Below are 21470 nucleotides of genomic sequence, written 5' to 3'. Positions count from 1 at the left end.
CAACATGTTAGCACGGTGGGGACAGACACTTATTTAATTGCTGCATCCAAAGCAATTTCCATCATGTCGTTAAAAGTAGTTTGGCGTTCTTCTGCTGTCGTCTCTTCGCCGGTTAGAATGTGATCAGAAACTGTTAAAACGGATAATGCCTGACGATCAAATTTTGCTGCTAGGGTATATAATGCGGATGTCTCCATTTCAATTGCTAACACCTTATATTTGGCTAATAACTCATTAAGCTCTTTTGCATTATCACGATAAAATGTGTCGCTTGTAAAGACATTTCCTACCCGTAGATTTAGCCCTTTTTCTATACCTACGTCATATGCATCTTTCAATAAGTTGAAATCTGCTAGTGGCGCATAATCAATTCCATTAAACACCATGCGATTGATTTGTGAATCGGTTGTTGATCCCTGTGCTAAAATAACATCGCGTACTTGAACATCTTTCTGGATCGCACCACATGTCCCAACACGAATTAATTTTTGAACATCATAACTTTGAATAAGTTCATTTACATAAATTGAAATTGAAGGAACACCCATACCCGTTCCTTGGACAGATACTTTTTCACCTTTATATGTCCCAGTAAAACCATACATACCTCGAACATTATTGTATTGCGTTATATCCTCTAAAAATGTTTCTGCAATAAATTTTGCCCGTAGTGGATCCCCGGGTAACAAAATTTTATCGGCAATTTCGCCTTTTTTAGCACCAATATGTACACTCATTCTTTAAACCTCCTACATTTTTGCTTTTTCTTACAAAATAACGTTATCATAACACCAATTTAAAGACAAATTTCTTTTTAATAGTAGGTTTTTTTGTTTCATAAATGTGTGGAATTGTATATAATAAAGATAGTTCATTCATTCACGTTTTTTATAAAATGATTTGAGTTGATGACGAACAAAAATGTATGTTAATGAAGTACATACGAATATTTATTACAATTGGAAGGATGAGATACAATGCAAGAAAAAACATTTACAATCACTGCAGATACAGGAGTACATGCTCGACCTGCAACATTGCTGGTGAATAAAGCTGGACAGTATGAATCAGAGGTTGAGGTTGCATATAATGGTAAAACAGTTAACCTTAAATCAATCATGGGTGTTATGTCATTAGGTATTCCAAAAGGTGCCGAGATTAAGGTCATCGCAACTGGTAATGATGAAGCAGATGCACTTGAAGGTGTCGAATCGGTTATAAAAGAACATTTAGGTGAATAATAAGTTTAAGCTAGAGAATTCAATTCCTCTAGCTTTTTATTTTTACCATAAAATATTGCATTTACAAATCATTAATTAACGGTTAAAGTCTATACTAGAATAGATTAGTAATGGAATATGAGGTGACAAGATGAATGTATCTGTATCACAATTGCCTGGAATAGGGCAGAAAATCTCATTTAAGACATCTGAGGATAATTTGCTTGTTATTATTGTCCATCACACTGGAAAACGGGAACTTTATTTCTTCGAGGATGCAGATGGAGAAGAAGCAGATTTTGCGATGGATTTAACACCGGATGAAACGAGAGAACTGGCTGCACAATTATTAGGGGCAACATATCAACCTGTTGACGTGGAGAAAATGCGCATGTTTAAAAGTCAGATTATCGTTGACTATATCACGTTGAAAGAAAAATCCTCCCTTGCATTTAAAACAATTGAGGAGTCAGATATCCGCAACAAAACCGGTGCAACGATAATAGGGATTGTACACGGAGAGGATGTAATTGCCATCCCAGAAGCTGATACAACATTAAAACCAGGAGACGTACTCATGTCAGTCGGAAAAGATGATCAGATAGCATCTTTAACAGAGCTTTGTAAGGGTGGGGAATGATGCAGTTTGTTTAGTGAACTTCCGGTCTTATTAGATGCAGGAATAATTTTACTAGGAATTTTCTTACTTGGTTTTATTGGATTAAGAACAAACTTTCCTAATGTTATTTTGTATATTTTATTCGGAATAGCATTAGCAGGCTTTTTTGGTGATAATGAAATATTACACTTTTCGAGTGAAATCGCGATTGTACTACTGTTCTTTCTACTTGGACTGGAATTTAATACAAAACGGTTAGGTGGAATTGCCAAAAAGATCTGGAGTTCTGGTTTTTTAGACGTGGGGCTCAGTTTAGGTGTAACGATGATCATTGCTTTCGGATTTGGTATGGATTGGTTCTCTTCTTTTCTGATTGGCGGCTTAGCCTATGCGACTAGTTCATCTATTACAGCTAAACTCCTTGATGACAAAGGAAGAATGGCAAACGCTGAAACGGAATATGTGCTAGGAATATTAATTTTTGAAGACTTAATTGCGCCAATTATTGTAGCTATTTTGATTGCGCTAAGCTCAGGAGATACTTTTTCTGGGTTAGACTTAATGATTCTATTAGGAAAAATAGTTGGGCTTGCATTGGTGGCTGTTTTATTAAGTAAAACATTGTTTAAGCGATTTGAGGAATTTTTGCTCAAAATTGAAGATGAAGACTTTAAAATTGTATTGCTAGTTGGAATTGCTGTTACCTATGGTGGGTTAGCAGTCTTCTTAGGGCTATCCGAAGTACTTGGGGCGTTTTTGGCAGGTGTCATGTTAGCTGAGATTGGCAAAATTGAACGGATAGAGGGAACTGTTACACCAATTAAAAACCTTATGCTTCCAACATTTTTTGTCTACTTTGGGACAACTATTAACCTAGGTGAAGGTGTTCCATTGCCATTTTTATTAATTGTACTTATCGTATGGTCTGTAATTGCTAAAGTATTGGTAGGTACGCTAGGTGGAAAACTGTATGGACTTTCCAAACGTGTGTCATTAAGAGCCGGACTGTCCTTGTGTGCACGTGGTGAATTTTCCGTTGTTATTGCAAGTGTAGCAGTTGGATCCATAAAAGTCTTTGGTGGTATTTATATCGTAGCATCGGCATTTATTGGGATGATGTTATTTAATTACGCACCAAAAATTACAACAAAGATTTATGGAAAGCCTGAAAAGAAAAAAAGAAACCTAAAAGTTCCAACATAATAAAACAGGGCGCCCTGTTAGAGGCCGTCCTGTTTTTTATTTAGGTGTTTTCTAATGATTGTTGTTTTTGAAGAGATATCTAAGCAATATTCCTCACAAGTAGCCCGTATACACTTCGCTCTCCAGCCGCCCCGGAAAGCGAAGTGTATACGGGCTGCGGGGCAGAAAACAACAAACAATGCGAAAACAGCCTTTATTTATAATAGCTTTTATGATAGTATTTTTCTTCTATATCTTGTAATTTCTTGAGTGCTTCCTGGCTAAAGGTGTTATCCTTCTTGATTAGTTTTTCTTTCATTGTTGCTAATGAAGCTTTCAGTGACGTATGATAATTAGGAATTTCATCGTCATACGGGTAAATGACTGCTTTATCAACATTCATTTTTTCGTAATGTGCTAACGCTTTTCGTTCGTGAAAGAAAACATTATCATCGATAACTCCCGGATGATGCAAATCACCTTGCATTGGATGTTTCATTACGGCTAACACCTTAACCAAAAATCGTTCCCCTCTGTCTTCCTGTACTTCTCCTATGTAAACACCAGAATTATAATGGGCTCGAACGATATCTCCAACATGAACTGTCATTTATACCATCTCCTTCATACATCATTGTGCCAAAAAATAAATTGCTTGGCTAATAATTGGTGTTTTACCTTTAGTGAATGATCAAAGTTTGCTATAATCTAGTAGAAGGACGTGAGTGACAATGATGGAATTTCTTTATTTTCCAGATGATAAATCAGAATATATTCCAGCTATTTTTGAATTTCTAGTATTTATGATACTAGCTTGTGTCGTGATGTACTTTTTTTACAAACATTCCAAGAAAGAAGCTCGTAAAGTAGATCATCAGTATAATCAAGCAAATCAAGCAAATCAAACAGATCATACAAATCATACAAATGACGATAAATGATAATAACGAATCCCTTTAGTATTGAATAGAAGGGGTTCTTTTTGTTGATACTTAGTAAAAAGTGGATACAAAAAGGAGCAGCTTACATGCGTTTTATTGTTATACTTCTCATATTATTTGTTTCATCATGTCAAGGTGATGATGCAGAGACGGCACGATCTGTTGATATGTATAATAAGTCAGGTGATTTGATTGGAACGGCTGCATTAACAGAGCAACCAGATGGTGTTAAAGTGAAATTAAAGTTAGAAGGATTAACACCAGGATTACATGGGATTCATGTTCATGAGTTTCCAAGCTGTAAAGGTCCAGATTTTAAAAGTGCAGGAAATCATTATGATCCAGAAGGAAAAGAGCATGGATTAATGTCTCCTGAGGGGGCACACTTAGGTGATATGCCAAATATTGAGGCTGATGCAGACGGTCTTGCTGATGCGGAGCTGATGATTGCTGGTGCAACACTTTTAGATGGTAAAAAGTCGCTGTTAAAAGAGGATGGAACGTCAATTGTTATCCATAAGCAGCAAGATGATGGTGTAAGTCAGCCAAGTGGGGATTCAGGACCCAGAATCGCATGTGGTGAAATAAAGACAAATCCAAAAGCAGGCAAGGAAAAAGCACCGACAGATCCAACAGAATTCAATGAAAAACAAAAAGATGAATAAACAGCTGCTTGCTCAATATATAGAGCAAGCAGCTGTTTTGTATAGTTAGAAGAAACATATTTTACGAAAAGTTTTATTTGTTATTTATTGCATCAATGATTCGATTAACTCCGTCTTCTAAAATAGCTTTAGGACAGGCAATATTCATGCGCATGAATAGTTTTCCTTCTTCACCATAGGAAATCCCTTCATTAAGCCCTACTTTAGCTTGCTGAATCATAAACTGTTTCAGCGCGTTGGTATCCAACTGCAATGAACTACAATCGATCCAAAGTAAGTATGTTCCTTCCGTTTGGATTATTTTTAAACTTGTATGTCTGTTAAACATGTCTACAACATAATCGTGATTTTCCTGAAGCACCTGTTTTAATTCATCGAGCCAGGATTCACCGTAAGTATAGGCGGCCTCTAATGCAGTGTTACCTAATGTATTCAGCATGCCATGACCTTGAATACTAAGCTGATTAGCCAAATTCTCCCGCATCTCTTTGTTTTCAGTAATAATATAGGATGCTTGTAACCCTGCTAAATTGAATGTTTTAGACGGTGACATGCATGTAATAGTCAGCTCAGAAACGTCTGTTGATAGAGAAGCAATGGGAATATGGCGGTAACCTGGATAAGTAAGATCAGCATGGATTTCATCGGAAATAATGGTGACGTCATATTTTAGGCAAAGCCGAGCCATTTCTTGCAACTCCTCTTCACGCCAAACTCGCCCAACTGGATTGTGTGGGGAACAGAGAATAAATGCCTTTACACCGGATTTTAATTTTTCTTCAAAGTCCACAAAATCAATCTGATAATAATTATCCTGCAGTACAAGCGGATTTTTGATTACATTCCGATCATGTTGTTCAATGACACTATAAAATGGTGTGTAGACTGGTGTTTGAATTAAAATATTGTCATTTGGCTCTGTAACTGTTTGAACAGCCATATGTAAACTTGTTACGACACCAGGGCTGAACGTAAGAAAGTCTTGTTTGATTTGCCAATTATGTCGTTTACCTACCCAGTTTACAATTGCCTGTTTTACATCCTGATCAATAACTGTGTAGCCAAAGATGCCATGTTCTGCTCGTTTAACAATTGCATCGACTACTTCTTGTGGTGTTTTGAAATCCATATCAGCAACCCACATCGGCAATACGTCAGACGATTGGAATACAGAATCCAGCAAGTCCCATTTTACAGATCGTGTGTTTTTACGATTATGTATCAAATCAAAATTATCCATTAATAACCCTCCAAATAATCCCATTTTGAATACTATTATATCGTAAAAATGGATAAAAAAAAGCAAAGCGCTTATACGCTTTGCTTACAGGGGGAATACGAGAAAGTCTTACAATAATAGTATTACCCGGTCTTAAAAAAGATAAACCCTTTTTTGGTAAAATTTTTTATCTCTTTTTAAATAGTTGTTCAAAAGCCGCCAAATAAAGTAACTCTTTAGCTTGCTACTAACTTGATAGCTTTAAATACAAACTTTAAAGTCTTTTTTCCAATGCTTCTTTTTCTTCTTCAAAGCCTTTTTTCCCTAATAGGGCAAACATATTTTTCTTATAAGCTTCAACACCTGGCTGGTTAAATGGATTGACTCCTAATAAATATCCACTTATGGCACATGCTTTTTCAAAAAAGTAAACTAAATAGCCAAACGTGTATGCATTTAGTTCAGGTACTTCGATGGTTAAGTTTGGGACATTTCCATCTGTATGAGCTAATTGTGTACCTTGGTATGCCTTTTGATTGATATCACTAATTGTTCTGCCAGCCAAATAGTTAAGGCCGTCCAAGTTTTGTTTGTCTTCTTCTAGTGTTAATTCATGTTTTGCCTTGTTGACGTAAAGAACTGTTTCAAATATATCACGTCGACCTTCTTGAATATATTGTCCCAATGAATGAAGGTCAGTTGTGAAGTTAGCAGATGACGGGAAAATTCCTTTTTGATCTTTTCCTTCACTTTCACCAAATAATTGTTTCCACCATTCGGCAAAATATTGTAATTGTGGTTCATAGTTAATGAGCATCTCAATTGTCTTTCCTTTATTGTATAAAATGTTCCGGACTGCTGCGTACTGGTATGCTGGGTTATTTTCTAGGCTAGGTTCAGCCAAATCTTTTCTTGCATCATTGGCACCTTGCATCATCTCGCTGATTGACACACCACTTACAGCAATTGGCAATAGTCCAACAGCAGTTAGAACGGAATAGCGGCCACCGACATCATCGGGAATCACAAATGATGCATAGCCTTCTTCATCTGCTAAAGTTTTTAATGCACCTTTTTCTTTGTCAGTTGTTGCGTAAATACGTTTTTTCGCTTCTTCTTTTCCATATTTATCTTCTAAGTATTTTCTGAATATCCGAAAGGCGATCGCTGGTTCAGTTGTTGTACCGCTTTTTGAGATAACATTGATGGATACATCTTTACCTTCCAAGACATCAAACAAATCCTTCATGTAAGTAGAACTCATATGATGACCAACGAAAATAATTTGCGGGCTGTTTCGTATATTATCAGAGAGCAAATTTTGGAAAGAGTGGTTTAACATTTCAATTGCTGCACGTGCCCCTAGGTAGGATCCGCCAATTCCAATGACAAGAAGTACATCTGAATCTTGGCGAATTTTTTCTGCACTTGAATTAATTCGTGAAAACTCTTCTTTATCATAGGACTCGGGTAAATCAACCCAGCCCAAAAAGTCATTACCTGCACCTGTTTGGTTATGGATAGCATTGTGAGCAGACAAAACGAATTGATCTAGGTTTCTAATTTCAGATTTATCCATAAACGAAAGTGCCTTTTCATATGAAAATGTAATATGTGTCATTTTTATCCTCCTATAAGTGCGTGTTCAAAAAGATGCCAAATTAGAAGCAAGAAGGTCGAGGCGGCGTAGTCTTGAGGACCGGAGTGTAGGCAAAATCTACATGAGGACCGGAAAGACAAGCCAACGAAGAGATTCGCCGCTTATCATTTGGTGACTTTTTGAACAACCTTTAAAAATACGTTCACTTTAAATTTACCGAATGAAAGCTGGTAAATCAAGAATGTGCGTGTGAAAAGGGTAAAAAAAGAGGCAGGCTCGAGTGAAATTGACAACGATTATGCCAATATAAACTTGAGTCTGCCTCTTTTTACACTTTATTTTTTGAACGTTCCTTCACGTTCTTTAGATTGCTCAATCCATTCTTCCAACTTGTCTTTTAGTGTATTGAACCCGTTTGATCCACTGTCTTGTTGTGGTTTTGCAGTTTGAGTTTTTGGTGCCTTTGTATTTTTCTTTGGTGCTTCTTCTGTTGCGCGGATTGATAATGATACTTTATTATTCTCCTCATCAACATTTAACACTTTAACGTTTACTTCATCTCCAACTTTTAAATGATCGTGAATATCTTTTACATAACCGTGTGTTACTTCAGAGATATGAACTAAGCCCTGTGTTTCCTCATCTAAGGCAACGAAAGCGCCATATGGTTGAATTCCTGTAACTTTTCCTTGTAAAACCTGACCAGTTTCAAACTTGTCTGTCATGCTGAACAACTCCTATATCTTATTCGATTCCTTTTACACAATAAGATATTTTAACATAAATTACGATATCAAGCAAAAATAAGTAGTGACTATTGATGGGATGACATTGTTATTAAGGTATCATCCTCTTTTAGTTTGAAGTCAGCAGACGGATTAATTTTCCACTTTTGCTTGCGTATTAGTCCAAGCAGTATGTGTTGTTTTTCGGAAAAATACACAACGCCTGTTTGAAAGGTTTTCCCGTCTAGTTCTTTTGGCATTGTTATTTGTTCAAAATGCTGGCTGGATAAAAGCTGCAAGATGGTTTCATATGGTTCGGAATCCTTCTTATTGAACAACTCATGATAGAGTAAAACGCTCATGAAATCGTTCGAACGAATAATCGTAGATGCTCCTGCACGTGCCGCATTTTCAATTTGACTTTTAGAGAGAATCTCCGCAATGATCGGTACATCCTTGTTGTTTCCTCTTACTGCTACCGTTGTCAAAATCGTGTTATGATCAGCCTGACGTTCTTTTTTTGTATGATCTGCAGCAATAACAATATGTGCGGCCATCTTAATATTAGCTTGTTCCAGTGTTTCATCTTCACTTGCATCACCATGAATAAAATGTACTGGAAATTGTTTATATGGCAAGTGATTCAATGTGCGGTCGATTAAGACGATTTCAATATTGGGATCATGATCTGATGTTAACTTTACCAATTGCCTTGTTCGTTCATTCCATCCGATAAAAATCACGTGATTGCGCGCTTTAAAAGCAACGTTTCCCTTTGACAGTTCCTGCTCATGTTGAATAGTTGCCGAAGATATATGTGTAATATAGAAGGTTAACAAGCCACCGCCAGATAAAATTAACAAAATGCCAATGATTTTTCCGAAAAATGTTAGTGGAACATAGTCACCGTAACCAACTGTTGCCCCAGTTACAAATGCCCACCATACACCATCGAAAATAGAAGGAAATTGTGCTGGTTCAACAAAATGGATAATGATCCCGAAAAAAATCATGACAACAAAAATAGTTAGTAGCAAACGAACAATAACCGGAAGTCGAAAATAAATATGTTTAATTACTTCAATGTTCATGTTTTTCACCTTATGTCTAAAGAGATAAGTAAACAAAACCTTTTATTTATAGCTAGTATTACGCTTCTCCTAAAGCCCCTTTTCGTAATGTTTATTGCTTTATTAATTTCGTAGTTGATAAACTGCGACATAACTTTAGTGTGACTTCCTCCCATCCTTTACATGATGAGTGGTAATTCGCGGCTTGGGGAAAATACTCGCTTTCCATGGGGAACGCTTCAGCCTTCTCGGAAGAAAACCGCTTCCTGTGGGGTCTTCAGGCTGTTCCTTTCCCATAGGACTCTGAAAAGGCATCCTTGAATATTCACCGCACGAAGAAAATGTGTATTTCATTTTCGAGGAGTCTCGCATTTTCCCCAAGCCTTAAAAAGTCTTTCTGTTCCCGTGAGAAGAAAATCATGAAACTTTAATTCAATAACTTCTCTTAAGCCAGAAAACCTTTGGTAGCGAAGTATTCTGGCGTAGCGGATTCAAGCACTCATTATCATTAGAGCAAGAGAAAATTTTCACTATGGCGCATTCTATATCTATTGTATAAAGAACAACAATCTTTTAGAAAACAGTATTTCTTGATTAGTATAGACAAAGGTCCTATTAAGTTATACGGCGCGAAAATGAAAAAACTCACTCGAGTTGAGTGAGTTTGGATTTAACTATTTTTTAATGTTGTTTTCAAGCTTTGATAAACGTCATTCCAAAAGTCTGTATTATCCCGGAATGATTTTGTCATAAACAGTAACATTTCCTGAAATTTTTCCTTGTAATCTGTTGAATCTTTAGCAGGTAAATTATTTTGAGAATCCTCCACAAAGTGTTGAATGTTTTTGGCACGCGGTCCCCATTTAGCTACTTCGTTTCCTTCTTCGTCAATAAAGATAAAAATTGGGATTGAGCGCGATTTTCCATTTGTTAAATACTGATCCATTAAATCTAAGTTTTGATCGCGCAGTAACATCCGAACAGGCACGTTTGTTTGCTCAGAAAGATGAAGCAAAATGGGAATATTAAGCATTGCATCGCCACACCAATCCTCTGTCAAAACAATTACACGAAGATTTTTATCTTTAATTGCTTGTGTAGAACCGTCATCCTTAGGTGGTGTAAAGTGATCATAAATATGTAAAAGGTTATTCTTATGTTTCTCCATCGACTCAATATATGTATCTGGTGACATCCCTTTTTCATACCATTGGTTTAAATTCATTTGTAACTTGCTCCCTTCCATTCACGGTCTGCTATGAGTCTACCCAATAAGTAAGAATTCGTAAACAAAAGTGCTTCCTTATTAAAAATTTGCTATGATTGTTATAGAAAAAATTAACATTTTAATCAAGTTTTGGGAGGAAACAATATGGAACAAGCAAATAGGGATTTTTTATTGGAATTATTGCATACACCTTCACCGTCTAGTAATGAAATGGAGATTCAGAGAAAGTGGATTGATTACGTTGAAGATTTCGCCGATGAAATCAAAACCGATAACGCTGGAAATGCAATTGGCGTACTAAATCCTGATGCACCATTTAAAGTGTTACTTGCTGGGCATTGTGATGAAATTGCACTTGTAATTAATCGGATTGATGAAGACGGTTTTTTACATTTTGACAAAATGGGAGGGATTAATCCAAAAGCAGCGGTCGGCATGAAGACTACTGTGTTGGGGCTTAGTAAGACAATAACCGGAGTGATTGGGGTTAACGCACAACACCATGGAGGACTTAAAGATAATTTTGACCTCGAGGATTTGTTTATTGATTGTGGTTGGAAAACCAAGGAAGAAGCCGAAAAATACGTGCAAATTGGTGATCTTGCCGTTTATAAAACCGAACCGGAAATATTTATGGACCGCTACATATCTGGTCGAGGCTTAGATAATCGCACAGGTTCCTTTATTGTTGCCGAGGTTCTTCGTCGGTTGTCTGAAAAAGGATGCCAGGTTGGCGTTTATGCCGCAAGTACAGTTAATGAGGAAACAAACATGGGTGGTGCGTATTTTGCAGCAGCAGGTCTTCAACCAACAATGGCAATTGCCTGTGATGTAACGTTCGCGACAGACTATCCTGGTGTAAATAAAAATAAACATGGGGATGTCCGTCTGGAAAAAGGGCCGGTACTTGCAAAAGGCGCCCCAATCAATATTAAAATCAATAAACTGCTAGAAAAAACTGCTAGAAAATTAAACATGCATGTGCAATATGAATTAACACCTAGGATGACCGGAACAGATGCAGATAAAATGCGATTAACTGGTCGCGGTGTACCGGTATCCCTTGTATCATTGCCATTGCGGTACATGCATTCACCAGTTGAAACATCAAGCCTAAAAGATATCGATGAAGAAATTGAATTGCTTGTTACAATGATTGCTTCTTTAACAGGAGAAGAAAGCTTAAACCCATTGGAAGAATAAAATTTAAGAAACATCAAGTCTTAGTTCTTTTTAAAAGAATTAAGGCTTTTTTATTGTTCGAAATGAGGTGATAGGTCATTTGGCTTCATTATGTCGTTTGATAATGCGACTAAATCATCGTTTAAAAGACAAATTTCCACGCGAATTAGGTGAAAAGGAACTAGTTGTTATCTACTTTTTCATTTATTGAACAAAATAGGAATTATTTTCTAGGTGTATCAGCGCATTTTTTATATCTGATGAAAAAAAACAACAAGTAGTTTTATAGTCGCATGCTTAATAAAATAGCTTCGTGACGATTGGTAACAAAGATATCGAATTTTAAGAACTAGGCATATTGTCTGCATCTAAAATGTGGGAGACAGTACTTATCTATCAATTTGGAAAATTCTGATTTAAAACGACACCATTCGACACCTTTTTCGTGGATTATCAATTATAGTTTCCTTAACAGCTAGAAAGACACTTAACATGAACCACGGACATCACAGAACTCTCACAATTACCTGTAGAGAAAGGGGGGAAGGATGTTTTTTTCATGATGTCGTCGATTGCTGGAGTCTGATTTGTGAATAAAGTCGTTCAGAGCAAAGACGACCAATGGTAAAGGACAGTTTCAAAAATCGGGAGGAGGAAAAGAATTTGAGGAAAAAACGGCAACGACGTGCAATCAGCATTGCCGCGTCATTACTCATGACATTTTCATTATTTGCACCCGGAATGGCAAGTGCTGAGACAAATGACAAGGTACACCAGTCATTAAATGATTCCCAGACGACCGCAAAAGTAAAAGTAAGTGATCGCTTGCTAGATGAATTCAAAAAGGATGACAAAGTAACGTTTTTAGTAAAATTCAAAGAAAAGGCAGATACGAAGAAGGTCGCTGAACAAGCGAAAAAGGACGCAAGTAAGGCAAACATCACAGCTCAAAAAACGGAACTTATTCAACGTTCTGCCGTTGTATCGGAATTAAAATCAACTTCGTTAGAGACACAGCGAAATGTAACCAACTACCTTGAAAAAGAAGCTGAAAGCGGAAAAGTTGAGAAGATAAAGTCGTATTATATTGTCAATGGTATGGCCGTTACAGCAACAAAAGAAGTAGCACAAAAAATAGCAACTTACAATGAGGTTGAGAAAATATTACCGAATGAAACACGACAATTGTTTACTAATACAACGAAAGAAGCGAAAACATCGAAAGCAAAAGACGCTAAAACTTCCGAGTCAGATGTGGAATGGAGCGTTGAACGTGTTGGTGCCCCACAAGTTTGGGAAATGGGAATTGATGGTACAGGAACAGTTGTAGCTAGCATTGATACAGGTGTTCAGTGGGACCATCCAGCACTAAAAGAAAAATATCGTGGTTATGACACAGCAACTGGGGAAGTTGATCATGATTTCAACTGGTTTGATGCAACAGTTGATGAAGCCGAACCATATGATGATATTGGGCATGGAACACACGTAACCGGCACAATGGTTGGCAGTGAACCGGATGGATCAAACCAAATCGGGGTTGCTCCAGGTGCAAAGTTTATTGCCGTTAAGGCTTTTACAGAAGATGGTGGCTCGGACGTTGATCTATTGGCTGCTGCTGAGTGGATTTTAGCTCCTACAGATGCTGATGGAAATGCTAGAGTTGATATGGCTCCAGATGTTGTTAATAATTCTTGGGGTGGTGGTCCAGGCCTTGATGAGTGGTACCGCGATGTAGTCATTAACTGGCGGTCTGCTGGAATCTTCCCAGAGTTTTCAGCGGGAAATACAGACTTATTTAATCCAGGTGGACCAGGATCTGTTGCAACACCAGCAAATTATCCTGAATCATTTGCGACTGGAGCGACGGATAGCAATGATGCACTAGCAGGATTTTCATTACGAGGACCATCTCCATATGATGAAATTAAACCAGACATATCTGCTCCAGGAGTTGGCATTCGTTCATCCGTCCCTGGAAGTGATTATGGCGGAAAGAGTGGTACATCAATGGCAGGACCTGCAGTGTCAGGTGTAGCAGCGTTGCTTCGCCAAGTTGATTCAAGTATTACCATTGATGAAATGGAAGAAGTTTTATTAAATACAGCAACACCATTGACAGACAATGAATATCCAGAAACACCAAATAATGGATATGGTTATGGGTTAGTTAATGCATATAATGCTGTTTCTTCACTTGACAGTGGAATTGGAACATTAAAGGGACAAGTAACCAAGCAAGGTGAAGATACAGAAGCACCGGCATTTGAGCATACTGCACCTGCAGAAACATATACTGGAATGGATTTAAATTTATCTGTAAAGGCCACCGATAATATCAGTGTTGGATCAGTGGAATTACAGTACCAAGACACGAATGGTGAGTGGAAAACAGTTGAAGCTGTGCGTACATCTGGTGATTTTAAGTCAGGTGAATATGCGGCAGCTATCCCTGGGGATCAGATTAAGGAAGACTCACTTACCTATAAATGGGTTATAAGTGATTTTGGAAATAATGAAGTTGAAAGCGATGCATATACGGTAACCGTTAATTCAGGTATTACAGTTGGATATGCAGAAGATTTTGAAGCTGAAGCTACTGGCTGGACAACTTTTGGTGAAAACAATAGCTGGGAACGTGGCGAACCAACATCTGGTCCGGAAAATGCAGCATCGGGTGATAATGTCTACGCAACGAACTTGGCTGGTGATTATGACAGCAGTATGAATGCAACACTTGTCATGCCACCAATTGATTTACCAGAAGGCAATACGTATCTACAATTTAACCAATGGCATGATTTAGAAATGTATGAATCAGGAAGAGCTTACGACTTCGGTCATGTGTTTGTTTCAACAGATCAAGAAGAATGGACACAATTAACACGTGTACAGGGAGTAACAGATGACTGGGAAAGTGCAGAAGTTGATTTATCAGATTATAGTGGTCAACGAATCTATATCGGCTTCAATGTAACTTCAGATAGTAGTGTTACAAGAGAAGGATGGTATATTGATGACGTTGCGTTATCTGATACACCGCAAAGTAGTAAGGTTTCAATAGGAAAAAACCATGGTAAAGGTTTAGGATTAGGGCTATATAAAGGAAAAGGGCAAGGACTAGGACTTGGTTTAAATAAAGGAAAAGGACTAGGCCTAGGCGTTCATAAGGGTAACAAGGCAAATAATGGCCTTGGTGTTATTAAAAGTAATGATAAAGCAGCATTAAAAGAAAAGGTAAATCCAGCAAAAATTAAGCCGGAAATACCTAAAAATGAGAATCCTCCAGTGGAAGAGGATGTAATCAATCCTACACTATTGCCAATCGGTGCACAAGTAAGTGTTCTGGAAAGTGGACGATCTGTTAATACCGATCCGAAAGATGGCTCATATTCCTTAACCCATCCTGCGGGAACATTTACAGTGCAAGCAGAGGCCTATGGTTTTAGCTCAAAACAACAAACTGTAACAATTGAGGATGACGGTGTCGCCGAAGCTGACTTTACATTGGAAGAAATTTCACAGGGAACAGTTAGCGGTACAATTACGGATGAGAAAACAGGTGATCCGATTGAAGGTGCAACTATTCTTCTTGTTGAAGATGCGAATGTTACACCAGTTGAAACGGATGAAGAGGGTAATTATTCACTAACAGCATATGAAGGTACCTACACTCTTAAAGTATTAGCACGTGATTATCATAGTAAAGAAGTTGAAATCACAGTTGAAGATGAGGATCTTGATGTAGATGTTGAACTTGAGCCATTCTACACATATCCAGGTGGAGAAATTGGCTATGACGATGGATCTGCCGAAAACGCTCGGGCATTTTATGACGCTGGAAATGGTTGGGCAGTAAAAATGTCCTTACCTGAAGGCAAAGATTCTGCTGTCGTTACGGATGGCGTGTTCCGTTTCTGGAATACAGAGTTTCCAGATCCTGGTGGCACAGAATTCGCAGTAGAAGTTTGGGATGCATCTGGTGAAGACGGTCAACCAGGTGAGAAAATCGCTGGCCCAATCGATGCTGAAGCATTGCGTAATGGGGAGTGGACCGTTGTTGATTTAAGTGAGCATAACATTATCGTTGACGAAGACTTTTATATGGTTTACATTCAAACTCATCCTAATCCAAATACACCAGGTCTTGCAACGGATGAAGATGGAACCAATGCAGAACGAAGCTATCAGTTAGTTGGCGGTACGTGGTCACCATCACCTGCTGCGGAGGGTAACTATATGATACGTGCTCGTGTAAGTTATGAAGTAAGTGCGCCTGCTATTACTTCGCCAACTGAAAACTTTATAACAAATGAAGCTGATATAACTGTTGAAGGAACTGCATCTCCTACAACAACTATACAATTGAATAATAACGGAGAAGAAGTTGATACAGTTAAAGTTGGGGACGATGGTAAATTTGCGATTCCAGCTGAACTTACAGAAGGGGAAAATCAATTTACTGCAATATCCATGGTAAATGGTGAAGAAACAGGTGAATCGGATCCTGTTACCGTAACATTGGATACAGAAAAACCAGAGTTAACAATTGATAACCCTAAAGATGGAAGTAAAACGAATCGTGAAACAGTTACTGTTGAAGGAACTGTTGCTGATGCTAACGTTGACTGGGTTAAAGTGAACGGTAAAAAGGCAAAAGTTACCGACGGAAAGTATGCAAAACGTATCTTGCTTGATAATGGTGAAAACGTGATTAAAGTAGTTGCCAAAGACCAAGCAGGAAACAAGGCTAAGCAGAAAGTTACGCTTGATGTAAAATACAATGCACCAGTTATCGAAAACGTGACACCAACAGATGATGTAAACCTTCAATCCGGTGAAAGCGTGAAAATTGAATTTGATAGTGAGCCAGGATTGGATGCAACATTCTTTATCCATATGCCACTAACAAATACACAAGGGAATAATGCAACAGAATTGCCAATGCGTGAAACTTCTGATGGACATTATGTTGGGTACTGGACAGCTACTAATAATGTGAAAGCAGATGGTGCTGTCATTGAAGTGAAAGTTGTTGATGACTATGGCAACGAAACACGTCAAACAGCAGATGGTAAATTATTTATCAATATTGATGAAGAATAATCTGTTTTAAACCGCAATGCAGAAGGATGGAATATTCCTTCTGCATTTCTTTATGGGAAAATCCGAGATATGCTACTCCACCAAGGTTTCAGCTATTTTAACAATATAAATTTATTTTCGTTATGCTTGTTCCTATTTATTCGCAGTTGATATAAATTGCGACATAACTGCTAGGCTCTTTTCTATAAGTACGTGCATATCCCGCCGTCCGGGATCGCTCCGGGTGGATGCTTTCCGCGGGCACGGCCTCAGCCTCCTTGCCCCGGCGAGGGGTATGTCGACGTTGTCCGCAAAGGACGGTTTTAGTCGACCTTCCCTTTCAAACCACTCTGCGGGGTCTTCGGACACGTGCTGTTCCCGCAGGAGTCACCACCCTCCACTCACCCGGACTAGTAAAGTGGTAGGATGCGACTTACTACTACAGTTAATGGTAGTAAATGCAATACCAGTGGAGGAAATACACGGAGACTCCGGCGGGAGGAAAGGCCTAGGTGAGACCCCGCAGAGCGACAGCTCGAGGAGGCTCAACAGCCGCCCGCGGAAAGCGTAGTGTATTTCCGGAGCGGGTAAACGCACCAACCATCATTTCAAGTTACGTCGCATTTTATATCAATTGCGAAATTAAATACTTCCTCACTAGCAGCCAACAACGCAAAAAACAGCCCAAATAAAAAAGCCAGCCACTAAATTTGGCTAGCTTTAAAGTTTTTAAATAATGTTAGCTTGCTTCTGTTCAATCCAGCTACGCATTTTGACAAAGAGGGGAACAAATAAGATTCCGACGATGATTCCTTTTATTATATTAAACGGTAGAATTCCTGCCACTACTGTATACCATTTAACACTTTCTATATTCATCTCTTCCATGCCCATAAATAATGCATAGATTGGTAAAATAACGAGGTAATTTAAAACACTCATCCCAATTGCCATTATTATTGTGCCAGCAATTAAACCAGATACGATACTTTTAACACCTTTGAATTTGTGATACAAAACAGCTGCCGGAACGACAAACATGACGCCGGCTAAGAAATTTGCGGCTATCCCCACAGGCTCACCACCACCAATTGCCATGTAAAGGACATTTTTAATTGCCTCTACAATTACCCCAGCAAGCGGTGAAAAGATTAAAGCAGCAATTAATGCTGGTACATCACTAAAATCAATTTTCAGGTAACCAAAACCTGGTAGTACCGGGAAGTTTAGGAAAAATAGTAAAAGTGAAATGGTTCCTAATAATGCTAGAATAATAAGTTTAAGTAGTTTTGATGATTGCGTGTCTTGCATCATCGAATTCCTCCTTCATCTGTTATCGATTCACATCTGGTGATGAAGGATAGGCCATTTTCTGTGCAAAATAAAAACCCTAAAGCCTGCCTAATCGGGGCTTTAGGGTATAGTTTCATATACAGGAAAGAAATAGCGCATAACAATATGCACCAGAAAAACGGCTCGACATCTTCTCCCATCCAGACTGTAACTGTCGGTTCTGGATTTACACCAGATCAGCCGCTGAGACTTGGCTCGAGCGGGTCACGGACTTAGAACAAATATAGTTCATTACCGTCGGTCGGGAATTGCACCCTGCCCCGAAGATGGAATCGATATGTTATTGTAGTCTGATTATACAATGATTTTATCAGTTTGAAAAGTGATTTGCTTCTTTTTTATTAGAGCACATTAAAAAAGGTTGTCCCAATTATGAGGCAACCTTTAAGATTATCGTCGATCATGACTCCGTTCAATCTAAAGAATTTATTTCCTTTTCGGTACAACTCCAATCGTACAGCGTGACATACAAATAAGTTCTTCCTGCTCGTCAACAATGTTGATTTCCCAAACCATTGTTGTTTTTCCAATATGTCGTGGAACTGCTTTTGCGGTTACAACACCATCACGCTTGCTTTTTATGTGATTGGCATTGATTTCCATGCCGAACACACTAAATTGCTCTGGATCTACATGGTTATATGCACCAACACTTGCCGCAGTTTCTGCAAGTGCAACATTTGCTCCACCGTGCAAAAAACCTGCCGGCTGATGTGTTCGATGATCAACAGGCATTGTCATGATGACGAGTTCCTCATCAAGTGTTTGGACTTCGATTCCGAGTGAATTCATTAACGTATTTTTTAATTCCATAAAATTATTCCCCCTGAAAAAATTAGAATAACTTACTTAATAGCAATGAGATTCCTAATAAAAATCCATAAATTGTATTCGTCTTACCTGTAGCTACCATAGCCGGTAACATTTCGAGAGGTTTTGTCTTCCCTTGAAATTTTTTAATAACATCAATTGCCTTTATGATACTTAAGAAGGCAAGGATCGACCAGACTGGTAACATTCCATCGATAATGTAAAATGCTGTTAATCCAAAAGCGATAACAAATAGGCCACTCAAAAAACGGATGGCATTTTTTCTGCCAAGCAAGATAGCAATTGTTTTTCGTCCGTTTTCTTTGTCTCCGTCTAAATCCCGAATATTATTGGACATCATTATACTTCCAATAAAAATGGCAACAGGAATGGATACTAGAATAACAGTCCCCGTTATTGTCAATGTTTGGATGAAATAGCTAATACCGATTATGACAGTACCCATTAAAAACCCGGAGAATAATTCGCCAAGTGGTGTATAGGCGATTGGTAGAGGACCGCCTGTATATAAATAGCCAAAAAGCATACATACTAAACCAATGACCGCGATCCACCAACTTGAAACAAAACAAATATAAAGACCTAATAACATTGCAATCCCAAAGAAAATGAACGCTAACCGTAAAACTGTCTTAGCTGATATTCCATCACGTACGATTGTTCCACCTATACCAACAGATTCCTCGTTATCCAAGCCTCGAACAAAATCATAGTATTCATTGAACATATTTGTTGCTGATTGGATAAGCATAGATGCGATTAACATTGCTAAAAATAAAATGATGTTTATTGCTCCATCAATGTATGCAAGCATAGTCCCAACAAATACAGGAACAAATGATGCAGTTAATGTATGTGGCCTTAACAGGCGCCACCAAATTTGAAAGCCTTCCTTTTCATTTAAGGCTTGCTTAATTGTCGTCGAATGCATAAATGTGCTCCCCCTGAATTTCATCAATATCATATTAAGTTTAGGCAATTCGGTAGGGGGTGTCAATTACTTAATGTCACAAAATCGTCAAGAAAATGAAACTAGTATTTATTCAATAGATGTTCTCTGTTTTTAGCTAAGTAATAGTCCAATCCTTGAGAATCCATGTAAAAGAGAATAAAATAGAGAAGGAAGTTTATGACTTGTACGTGCAACGGAGGTTTAGATAGATGATTGAAACGAAAGAAGCGTTGTTGGAATCGTTATTGGATCAAGCAATTGTTCAAGCTAAAGCGACTGATGGAACGCAGCTTGTTAGTTTTACAAAAGAAATAAATGAAGAAATTGATCCGCTCCAATTCTTTGAAGCGGCAAAAGACTTGAATATGGACCGTACATTTTGGTCAAGTACTGCCGATGGTTTTTATTTAGTCGGAATTGGTAATGTTTATCCTATTGTAGCAGACAATAATCGGTTTCAGGAAACGGAAAGAAAGTGGAGTGAGCAGGTGGAAAATGCAACCATTCATAATCCTTATCAAACACAAGGTACGGGATTAGTTATCATGGGTGGTATGGCATTTGACCCTAAAAAGGCAAAATCATCATTGTGGAAAGAATTTAAGAATAGCGAATTTCGAATTCCACAATTTACATTAACTAAAAATAGGACAAGTTATTATATAACGATTAATACACAGGTGACCAAAGATGATCATCCTGTCCAGCTTGCTAACGAATTAAAGCGAATGGAAGCTAGGTTGCTTTATGAAACAAGAGATCTTCCAAATGAAGCAAAACTCGAATCAAAACAAGAAATCGCTCCAGACCAATGGAAACAGATCGTTACAGCAGCAACAGATGAAATTCAGCAAAATAAAGCCCAAAAAATAGTGCTTGCTCGTGAAATGCGGTTAAAACTAACGAAAGAAGCAGAAATCACGCCCATTTTAGATAAACTAATTGCTACTCAAACAAATAGTTATGTGTTTGCTTTTGAACATGATGACGATTGTTTTATTGGGGCAACTCCAGAACGACTTGTGAAATTAGAACGTCAGCAATTGCTCTCCACGTGTTTAGCGGGAACAGCACCAAGAGGAAAAACAGCTGATGAAGATAAGAAAATTAGCCAGTCCTTGCTCCATGATTCAAAAAATAGGGATGAACATGATTTTGTTGTAAAAATGATTAGGCAGGCGATCAAAGATTATTGTACAAACATTCAACTGCCAGATGAACCCATTGTTTATCCATTAAAAAACTTACAACATTTATACACACCTGTTAGGGCTACACTTAAAGATGGCTATAGTATTTTTGATATCATTAAAGAGTTACATCCAACCCCAGCATTAGGTGGTGTTCCCCGCGAGGAATCCTTAGCTTTTATTAGGGAACACGAACAATTGGATAGAGGTTGGTATGGAGCACCTGTTGGGTGGCTGGATAGTAACCAAAATGGCGAATTTGCTGTGGCAATTCGGTCGGGGTTAATCCAGGGAGATGAAGCATCGTTGTTCGCTGGCTGTGGGGTTGTAAAAGACTCCGATCCAGAAGCGGAATATGAGGAAACGCAGATTAAATTGACACCAATGCTTTCCGTTTTAGGGGGATAA

The 21470-nt window shown here is 38.1% G+C and carries 18 protein-coding genes and 1 riboswitch; of the genes, 8 read left to right on the top strand and 10 right to left on the bottom strand.

Translation table 11 applies throughout. The features are described 5' to 3' along the window. Positions 1 to 29 precede the first annotated feature (29 nt). Positions 30 to 737 carry a purine-nucleoside phosphorylase gene (deoD, locus tag ACW2QC_RS10660; RefSeq protein ID WP_457543953.1) on the bottom strand — a complete coding sequence of 236 codons (708 nt, stop codon included), beginning with the start codon at positions 735 to 737 and terminating at the stop codon, positions 30 to 32. A 240-nt stretch (positions 738 to 977) separates the two neighbouring features. On the opposite strand from deoD, the gene ACW2QC_RS10655 reads away from it, so the two are divergent. The 3 genes from ACW2QC_RS10655 to ACW2QC_RS10645 all read left to right on the top strand — a co-directional run bounded on the left by ACW2QC_RS10655 (position 978) and on the right by ACW2QC_RS10645 (position 3042). Further along, positions 978 to 1241 (top strand): phosphocarrier protein HPr, encoded by a 264-nt coding sequence (locus ACW2QC_RS10655; protein ID WP_457543952.1) that lies wholly within the window; start codon positions 978 to 980, stop codon positions 1239 to 1241. A 130-nt stretch (positions 1242 to 1371) separates the two neighbouring features. After that, positions 1372 to 1860: a cation:proton antiporter regulatory subunit gene (locus tag ACW2QC_RS10650; protein ID WP_457543951.1), complete on the top strand. Its 489-nt coding sequence runs from the start codon at positions 1372 to 1374 to the stop codon at positions 1858 to 1860. Between the two features lie 6 nt (positions 1861 to 1866). Then, complete coding sequence (locus ACW2QC_RS10645; RefSeq protein ID WP_457543950.1) at positions 1867 to 3042, top strand: cation:proton antiporter; 1176 nt, start codon at positions 1867 to 1869, stop codon at positions 3040 to 3042. A gap of 193 nt (positions 3043 to 3235) precedes the next feature. Here ACW2QC_RS10645 and kapB read toward each other — a convergent pair whose 3' ends face one another. Then, the gene (kapB, locus tag ACW2QC_RS10640) at positions 3236 to 3631 is read right to left on the bottom strand and encodes a sporulation phosphorelay system protein KapB (RefSeq protein ID WP_457543949.1); all 396 of its coding nucleotides are present in this window, start codon (positions 3629 to 3631) and stop codon (positions 3236 to 3238) included. A gap of 121 nt (positions 3632 to 3752) precedes the next feature. Here kapB and ACW2QC_RS10635 point away from each other — a divergent pair, with 121 nt between their 5' ends. Continuing rightward, positions 3753 to 3962 carry a hypothetical protein gene (locus tag ACW2QC_RS10635; protein ID WP_457544039.1) on the top strand — a complete coding sequence of 70 codons (210 nt, stop codon included), beginning with the start codon at positions 3753 to 3755 and terminating at the stop codon, positions 3960 to 3962. Positions 3963 to 4048: 86 nt separating this feature from the next. Continuing rightward, positions 4049 to 4627: a superoxide dismutase family protein gene (locus ACW2QC_RS10630; RefSeq protein WP_457543948.1), complete on the top strand. Its 579-nt coding sequence runs from the start codon at positions 4049 to 4051 to the stop codon at positions 4625 to 4627. Positions 4628 to 4700: 73 nt separating this feature from the next. Here the strand turns inward: ACW2QC_RS10630 and ACW2QC_RS10625 are convergent, their stop codons facing one another. The 5 genes from ACW2QC_RS10625 to ACW2QC_RS10605 form a co-directional block, all read right to left on the bottom strand. Continuing rightward, on the bottom strand, positions 4701 to 5867 hold the full coding sequence (locus ACW2QC_RS10625; RefSeq protein ID WP_457543947.1) for a MalY/PatB family protein: 1167 nt from the start codon (positions 5865 to 5867) through the stop codon (positions 4701 to 4703). Positions 5868 to 6120: 253 nt separating this feature from the next. Further along, a complete protein-coding gene (locus ACW2QC_RS10620) occupies positions 6121 to 7467 on the bottom strand; it encodes a glucose-6-phosphate isomerase (protein ID WP_457543946.1) in 1347 nt (448 codons plus the stop codon). Between the two features lie 314 nt (positions 7468 to 7781). Then, positions 7782 to 8171: a S1 domain-containing post-transcriptional regulator GSP13 gene (yugI, locus tag ACW2QC_RS10615; protein ID WP_457543945.1), complete on the bottom strand. Its 390-nt coding sequence runs from the start codon at positions 8169 to 8171 to the stop codon at positions 7782 to 7784. Between the two features lie 89 nt (positions 8172 to 8260). Then, a complete protein-coding gene (locus ACW2QC_RS10610; protein ID WP_457543944.1) occupies positions 8261 to 9262 on the bottom strand; it encodes a potassium channel family protein in 1002 nt (333 codons plus the stop codon). 649 nt (positions 9263 to 9911) lie between these two features. After that, the gene (locus ACW2QC_RS10605; protein ID WP_457543943.1) at positions 9912 to 10466 is read right to left on the bottom strand and encodes a thioredoxin family protein; all 555 of its coding nucleotides are present in this window, start codon (positions 10464 to 10466) and stop codon (positions 9912 to 9914) included. A gap of 147 nt (positions 10467 to 10613) precedes the next feature. Here ACW2QC_RS10605 and ACW2QC_RS10600 point away from each other — a divergent pair, with 147 nt between their 5' ends. Both ACW2QC_RS10600 and ACW2QC_RS10595 read left to right on the top strand, forming a co-directional pair. Continuing rightward, the gene (locus ACW2QC_RS10600; RefSeq protein WP_457543942.1) at positions 10614 to 11672 is read left to right on the top strand and encodes a M20/M25/M40 family metallo-hydrolase; all 1059 of its coding nucleotides are present in this window, start codon (positions 10614 to 10616) and stop codon (positions 11670 to 11672) included. Between the two features lie 600 nt (positions 11673 to 12272). Continuing rightward, entirely contained in the window at positions 12273 to 16757 is a 4485-nt protein-coding gene (locus tag ACW2QC_RS10595; protein ID WP_457543941.1) for a S8 family serine peptidase, read from the top strand. Positions 16758 to 17465: 708 nt separating this feature from the next. On the opposite strand, the gene ACW2QC_RS10590 is transcribed toward ACW2QC_RS10595, so the two are convergent. The 3 genes from ACW2QC_RS10590 to ACW2QC_RS10580 all read right to left on the bottom strand — a co-directional run bounded on the left by ACW2QC_RS10590 (position 17466) and on the right by ACW2QC_RS10580 (position 19851). After that, complete coding sequence (locus ACW2QC_RS10590; protein ID WP_457544038.1) at positions 17466 to 18047, bottom strand: ECF transporter S component; 582 nt, start codon at positions 18045 to 18047, stop codon at positions 17466 to 17468. 166 nt (positions 18048 to 18213) lie between these two features. Next, a riboswitch (FMN riboswitch) is annotated at positions 18214 to 18361 on the bottom strand. 154 nt (positions 18362 to 18515) lie between these two features. Continuing rightward, on the bottom strand, positions 18516 to 18902 hold the full coding sequence (locus ACW2QC_RS10585) for a hotdog fold thioesterase (protein WP_457543940.1): 387 nt from the start codon (positions 18900 to 18902) through the stop codon (positions 18516 to 18518). A gap of 22 nt (positions 18903 to 18924) precedes the next feature. Then, positions 18925 to 19851, bottom strand: a complete 927-nt coding sequence (locus ACW2QC_RS10580) for a 1,4-dihydroxy-2-naphthoate polyprenyltransferase (RefSeq protein WP_457543939.1) — start codon at positions 19849 to 19851, stop codon at positions 18925 to 18927. Positions 19852 to 20081: 230 nt separating this feature from the next. Between ACW2QC_RS10580 and ACW2QC_RS10575 the strand changes: the two genes are divergently transcribed. Beyond that, complete coding sequence (locus tag ACW2QC_RS10575; protein WP_457543938.1) at positions 20082 to 21470, top strand: isochorismate synthase; 1389 nt, start codon at positions 20082 to 20084, stop codon at positions 21468 to 21470.

Source organism: Virgibacillus sp. FSP13 (genome assembly GCF_054048505.1).
Note: the sequence above shows the minus strand (reverse complement) of the source record. Positions and strands in the feature narration are given on the sequence as shown.

What these genes read in the sequence shown, in the direction of transcription:
- ACW2QC_RS10595 (WP_457543941.1), top strand. Translation starts at nt 12,273, where the DNA reads ATGGTAAAGGACAGTTTCAAAAATCGGGAGGAGGAAAAGAATTTGAGG.
- ACW2QC_RS10580 (WP_457543939.1), bottom strand. Translation starts at nt 19,851, where the DNA reads ATGCATTCGACGACAATTAAGCAAGCCTTAAATGAAAAGGAAGGCTTT.
- ACW2QC_RS10650 (WP_457543951.1), top strand. Translation starts at nt 1,372, where the DNA reads ATGAATGTATCTGTATCACAATTGCCTGGAATAGGGCAGAAAATCTCA.
- ACW2QC_RS10585 (WP_457543940.1), bottom strand. Translation starts at nt 18,902, where the DNA reads ATGGAATTAAAAAATACGTTAATGAATTCACTCGGAATCGAAGTCCAA.
- ACW2QC_RS10590 (WP_457544038.1), bottom strand. Translation starts at nt 18,047, where the DNA reads ATGCAAGACACGCAATCATCAAAACTACTTAAACTTATTATTCTAGCA.
- yugI (WP_457543945.1), bottom strand. Translation starts at nt 8,171, where the DNA reads ATGACAGACAAGTTTGAAACTGGTCAGGTTTTACAAGGAAAAGTTACA.
- ACW2QC_RS10655 (WP_457543952.1), top strand. Translation starts at nt 978, where the DNA reads ATGCAAGAAAAAACATTTACAATCACTGCAGATACAGGAGTACATGCT.
- ACW2QC_RS10575 (WP_457543938.1), top strand. Translation starts at nt 20,082, where the DNA reads ATGATTGAAACGAAAGAAGCGTTGTTGGAATCGTTATTGGATCAAGCA.
- ACW2QC_RS10635 (WP_457544039.1), top strand. Translation starts at nt 3,753, where the DNA reads ATGATGGAATTTCTTTATTTTCCAGATGATAAATCAGAATATATTCCA.
- ACW2QC_RS10625 (WP_457543947.1), bottom strand. Translation starts at nt 5,867, where the DNA reads ATGGATAATTTTGATTTGATACATAATCGTAAAAACACACGATCTGTA.
- ACW2QC_RS10620 (WP_457543946.1), bottom strand. Translation starts at nt 7,467, where the DNA reads ATGACACATATTACATTTTCATATGAAAAGGCACTTTCGTTTATGGAT.
- ACW2QC_RS10610 (WP_457543944.1), bottom strand. Translation starts at nt 9,262, where the DNA reads ATGAACATTGAAGTAATTAAACATATTTATTTTCGACTTCCGGTTATT.
- ACW2QC_RS10600 (WP_457543942.1), top strand. Translation starts at nt 10,614, where the DNA reads ATGGAACAAGCAAATAGGGATTTTTTATTGGAATTATTGCATACACCT.
- kapB (WP_457543949.1), bottom strand. Translation starts at nt 3,631, where the DNA reads ATGACAGTTCATGTTGGAGATATCGTTCGAGCCCATTATAATTCTGGT.
- ACW2QC_RS10605 (WP_457543943.1), bottom strand. Translation starts at nt 10,466, where the DNA reads ATGAATTTAAACCAATGGTATGAAAAAGGGATGTCACCAGATACATAT.
- deoD (WP_457543953.1), bottom strand. Translation starts at nt 737, where the DNA reads ATGAGTGTACATATTGGTGCTAAAAAAGGCGAAATTGCCGATAAAATT.
- ACW2QC_RS10630 (WP_457543948.1), top strand. Translation starts at nt 4,049, where the DNA reads ATGCGTTTTATTGTTATACTTCTCATATTATTTGTTTCATCATGTCAA.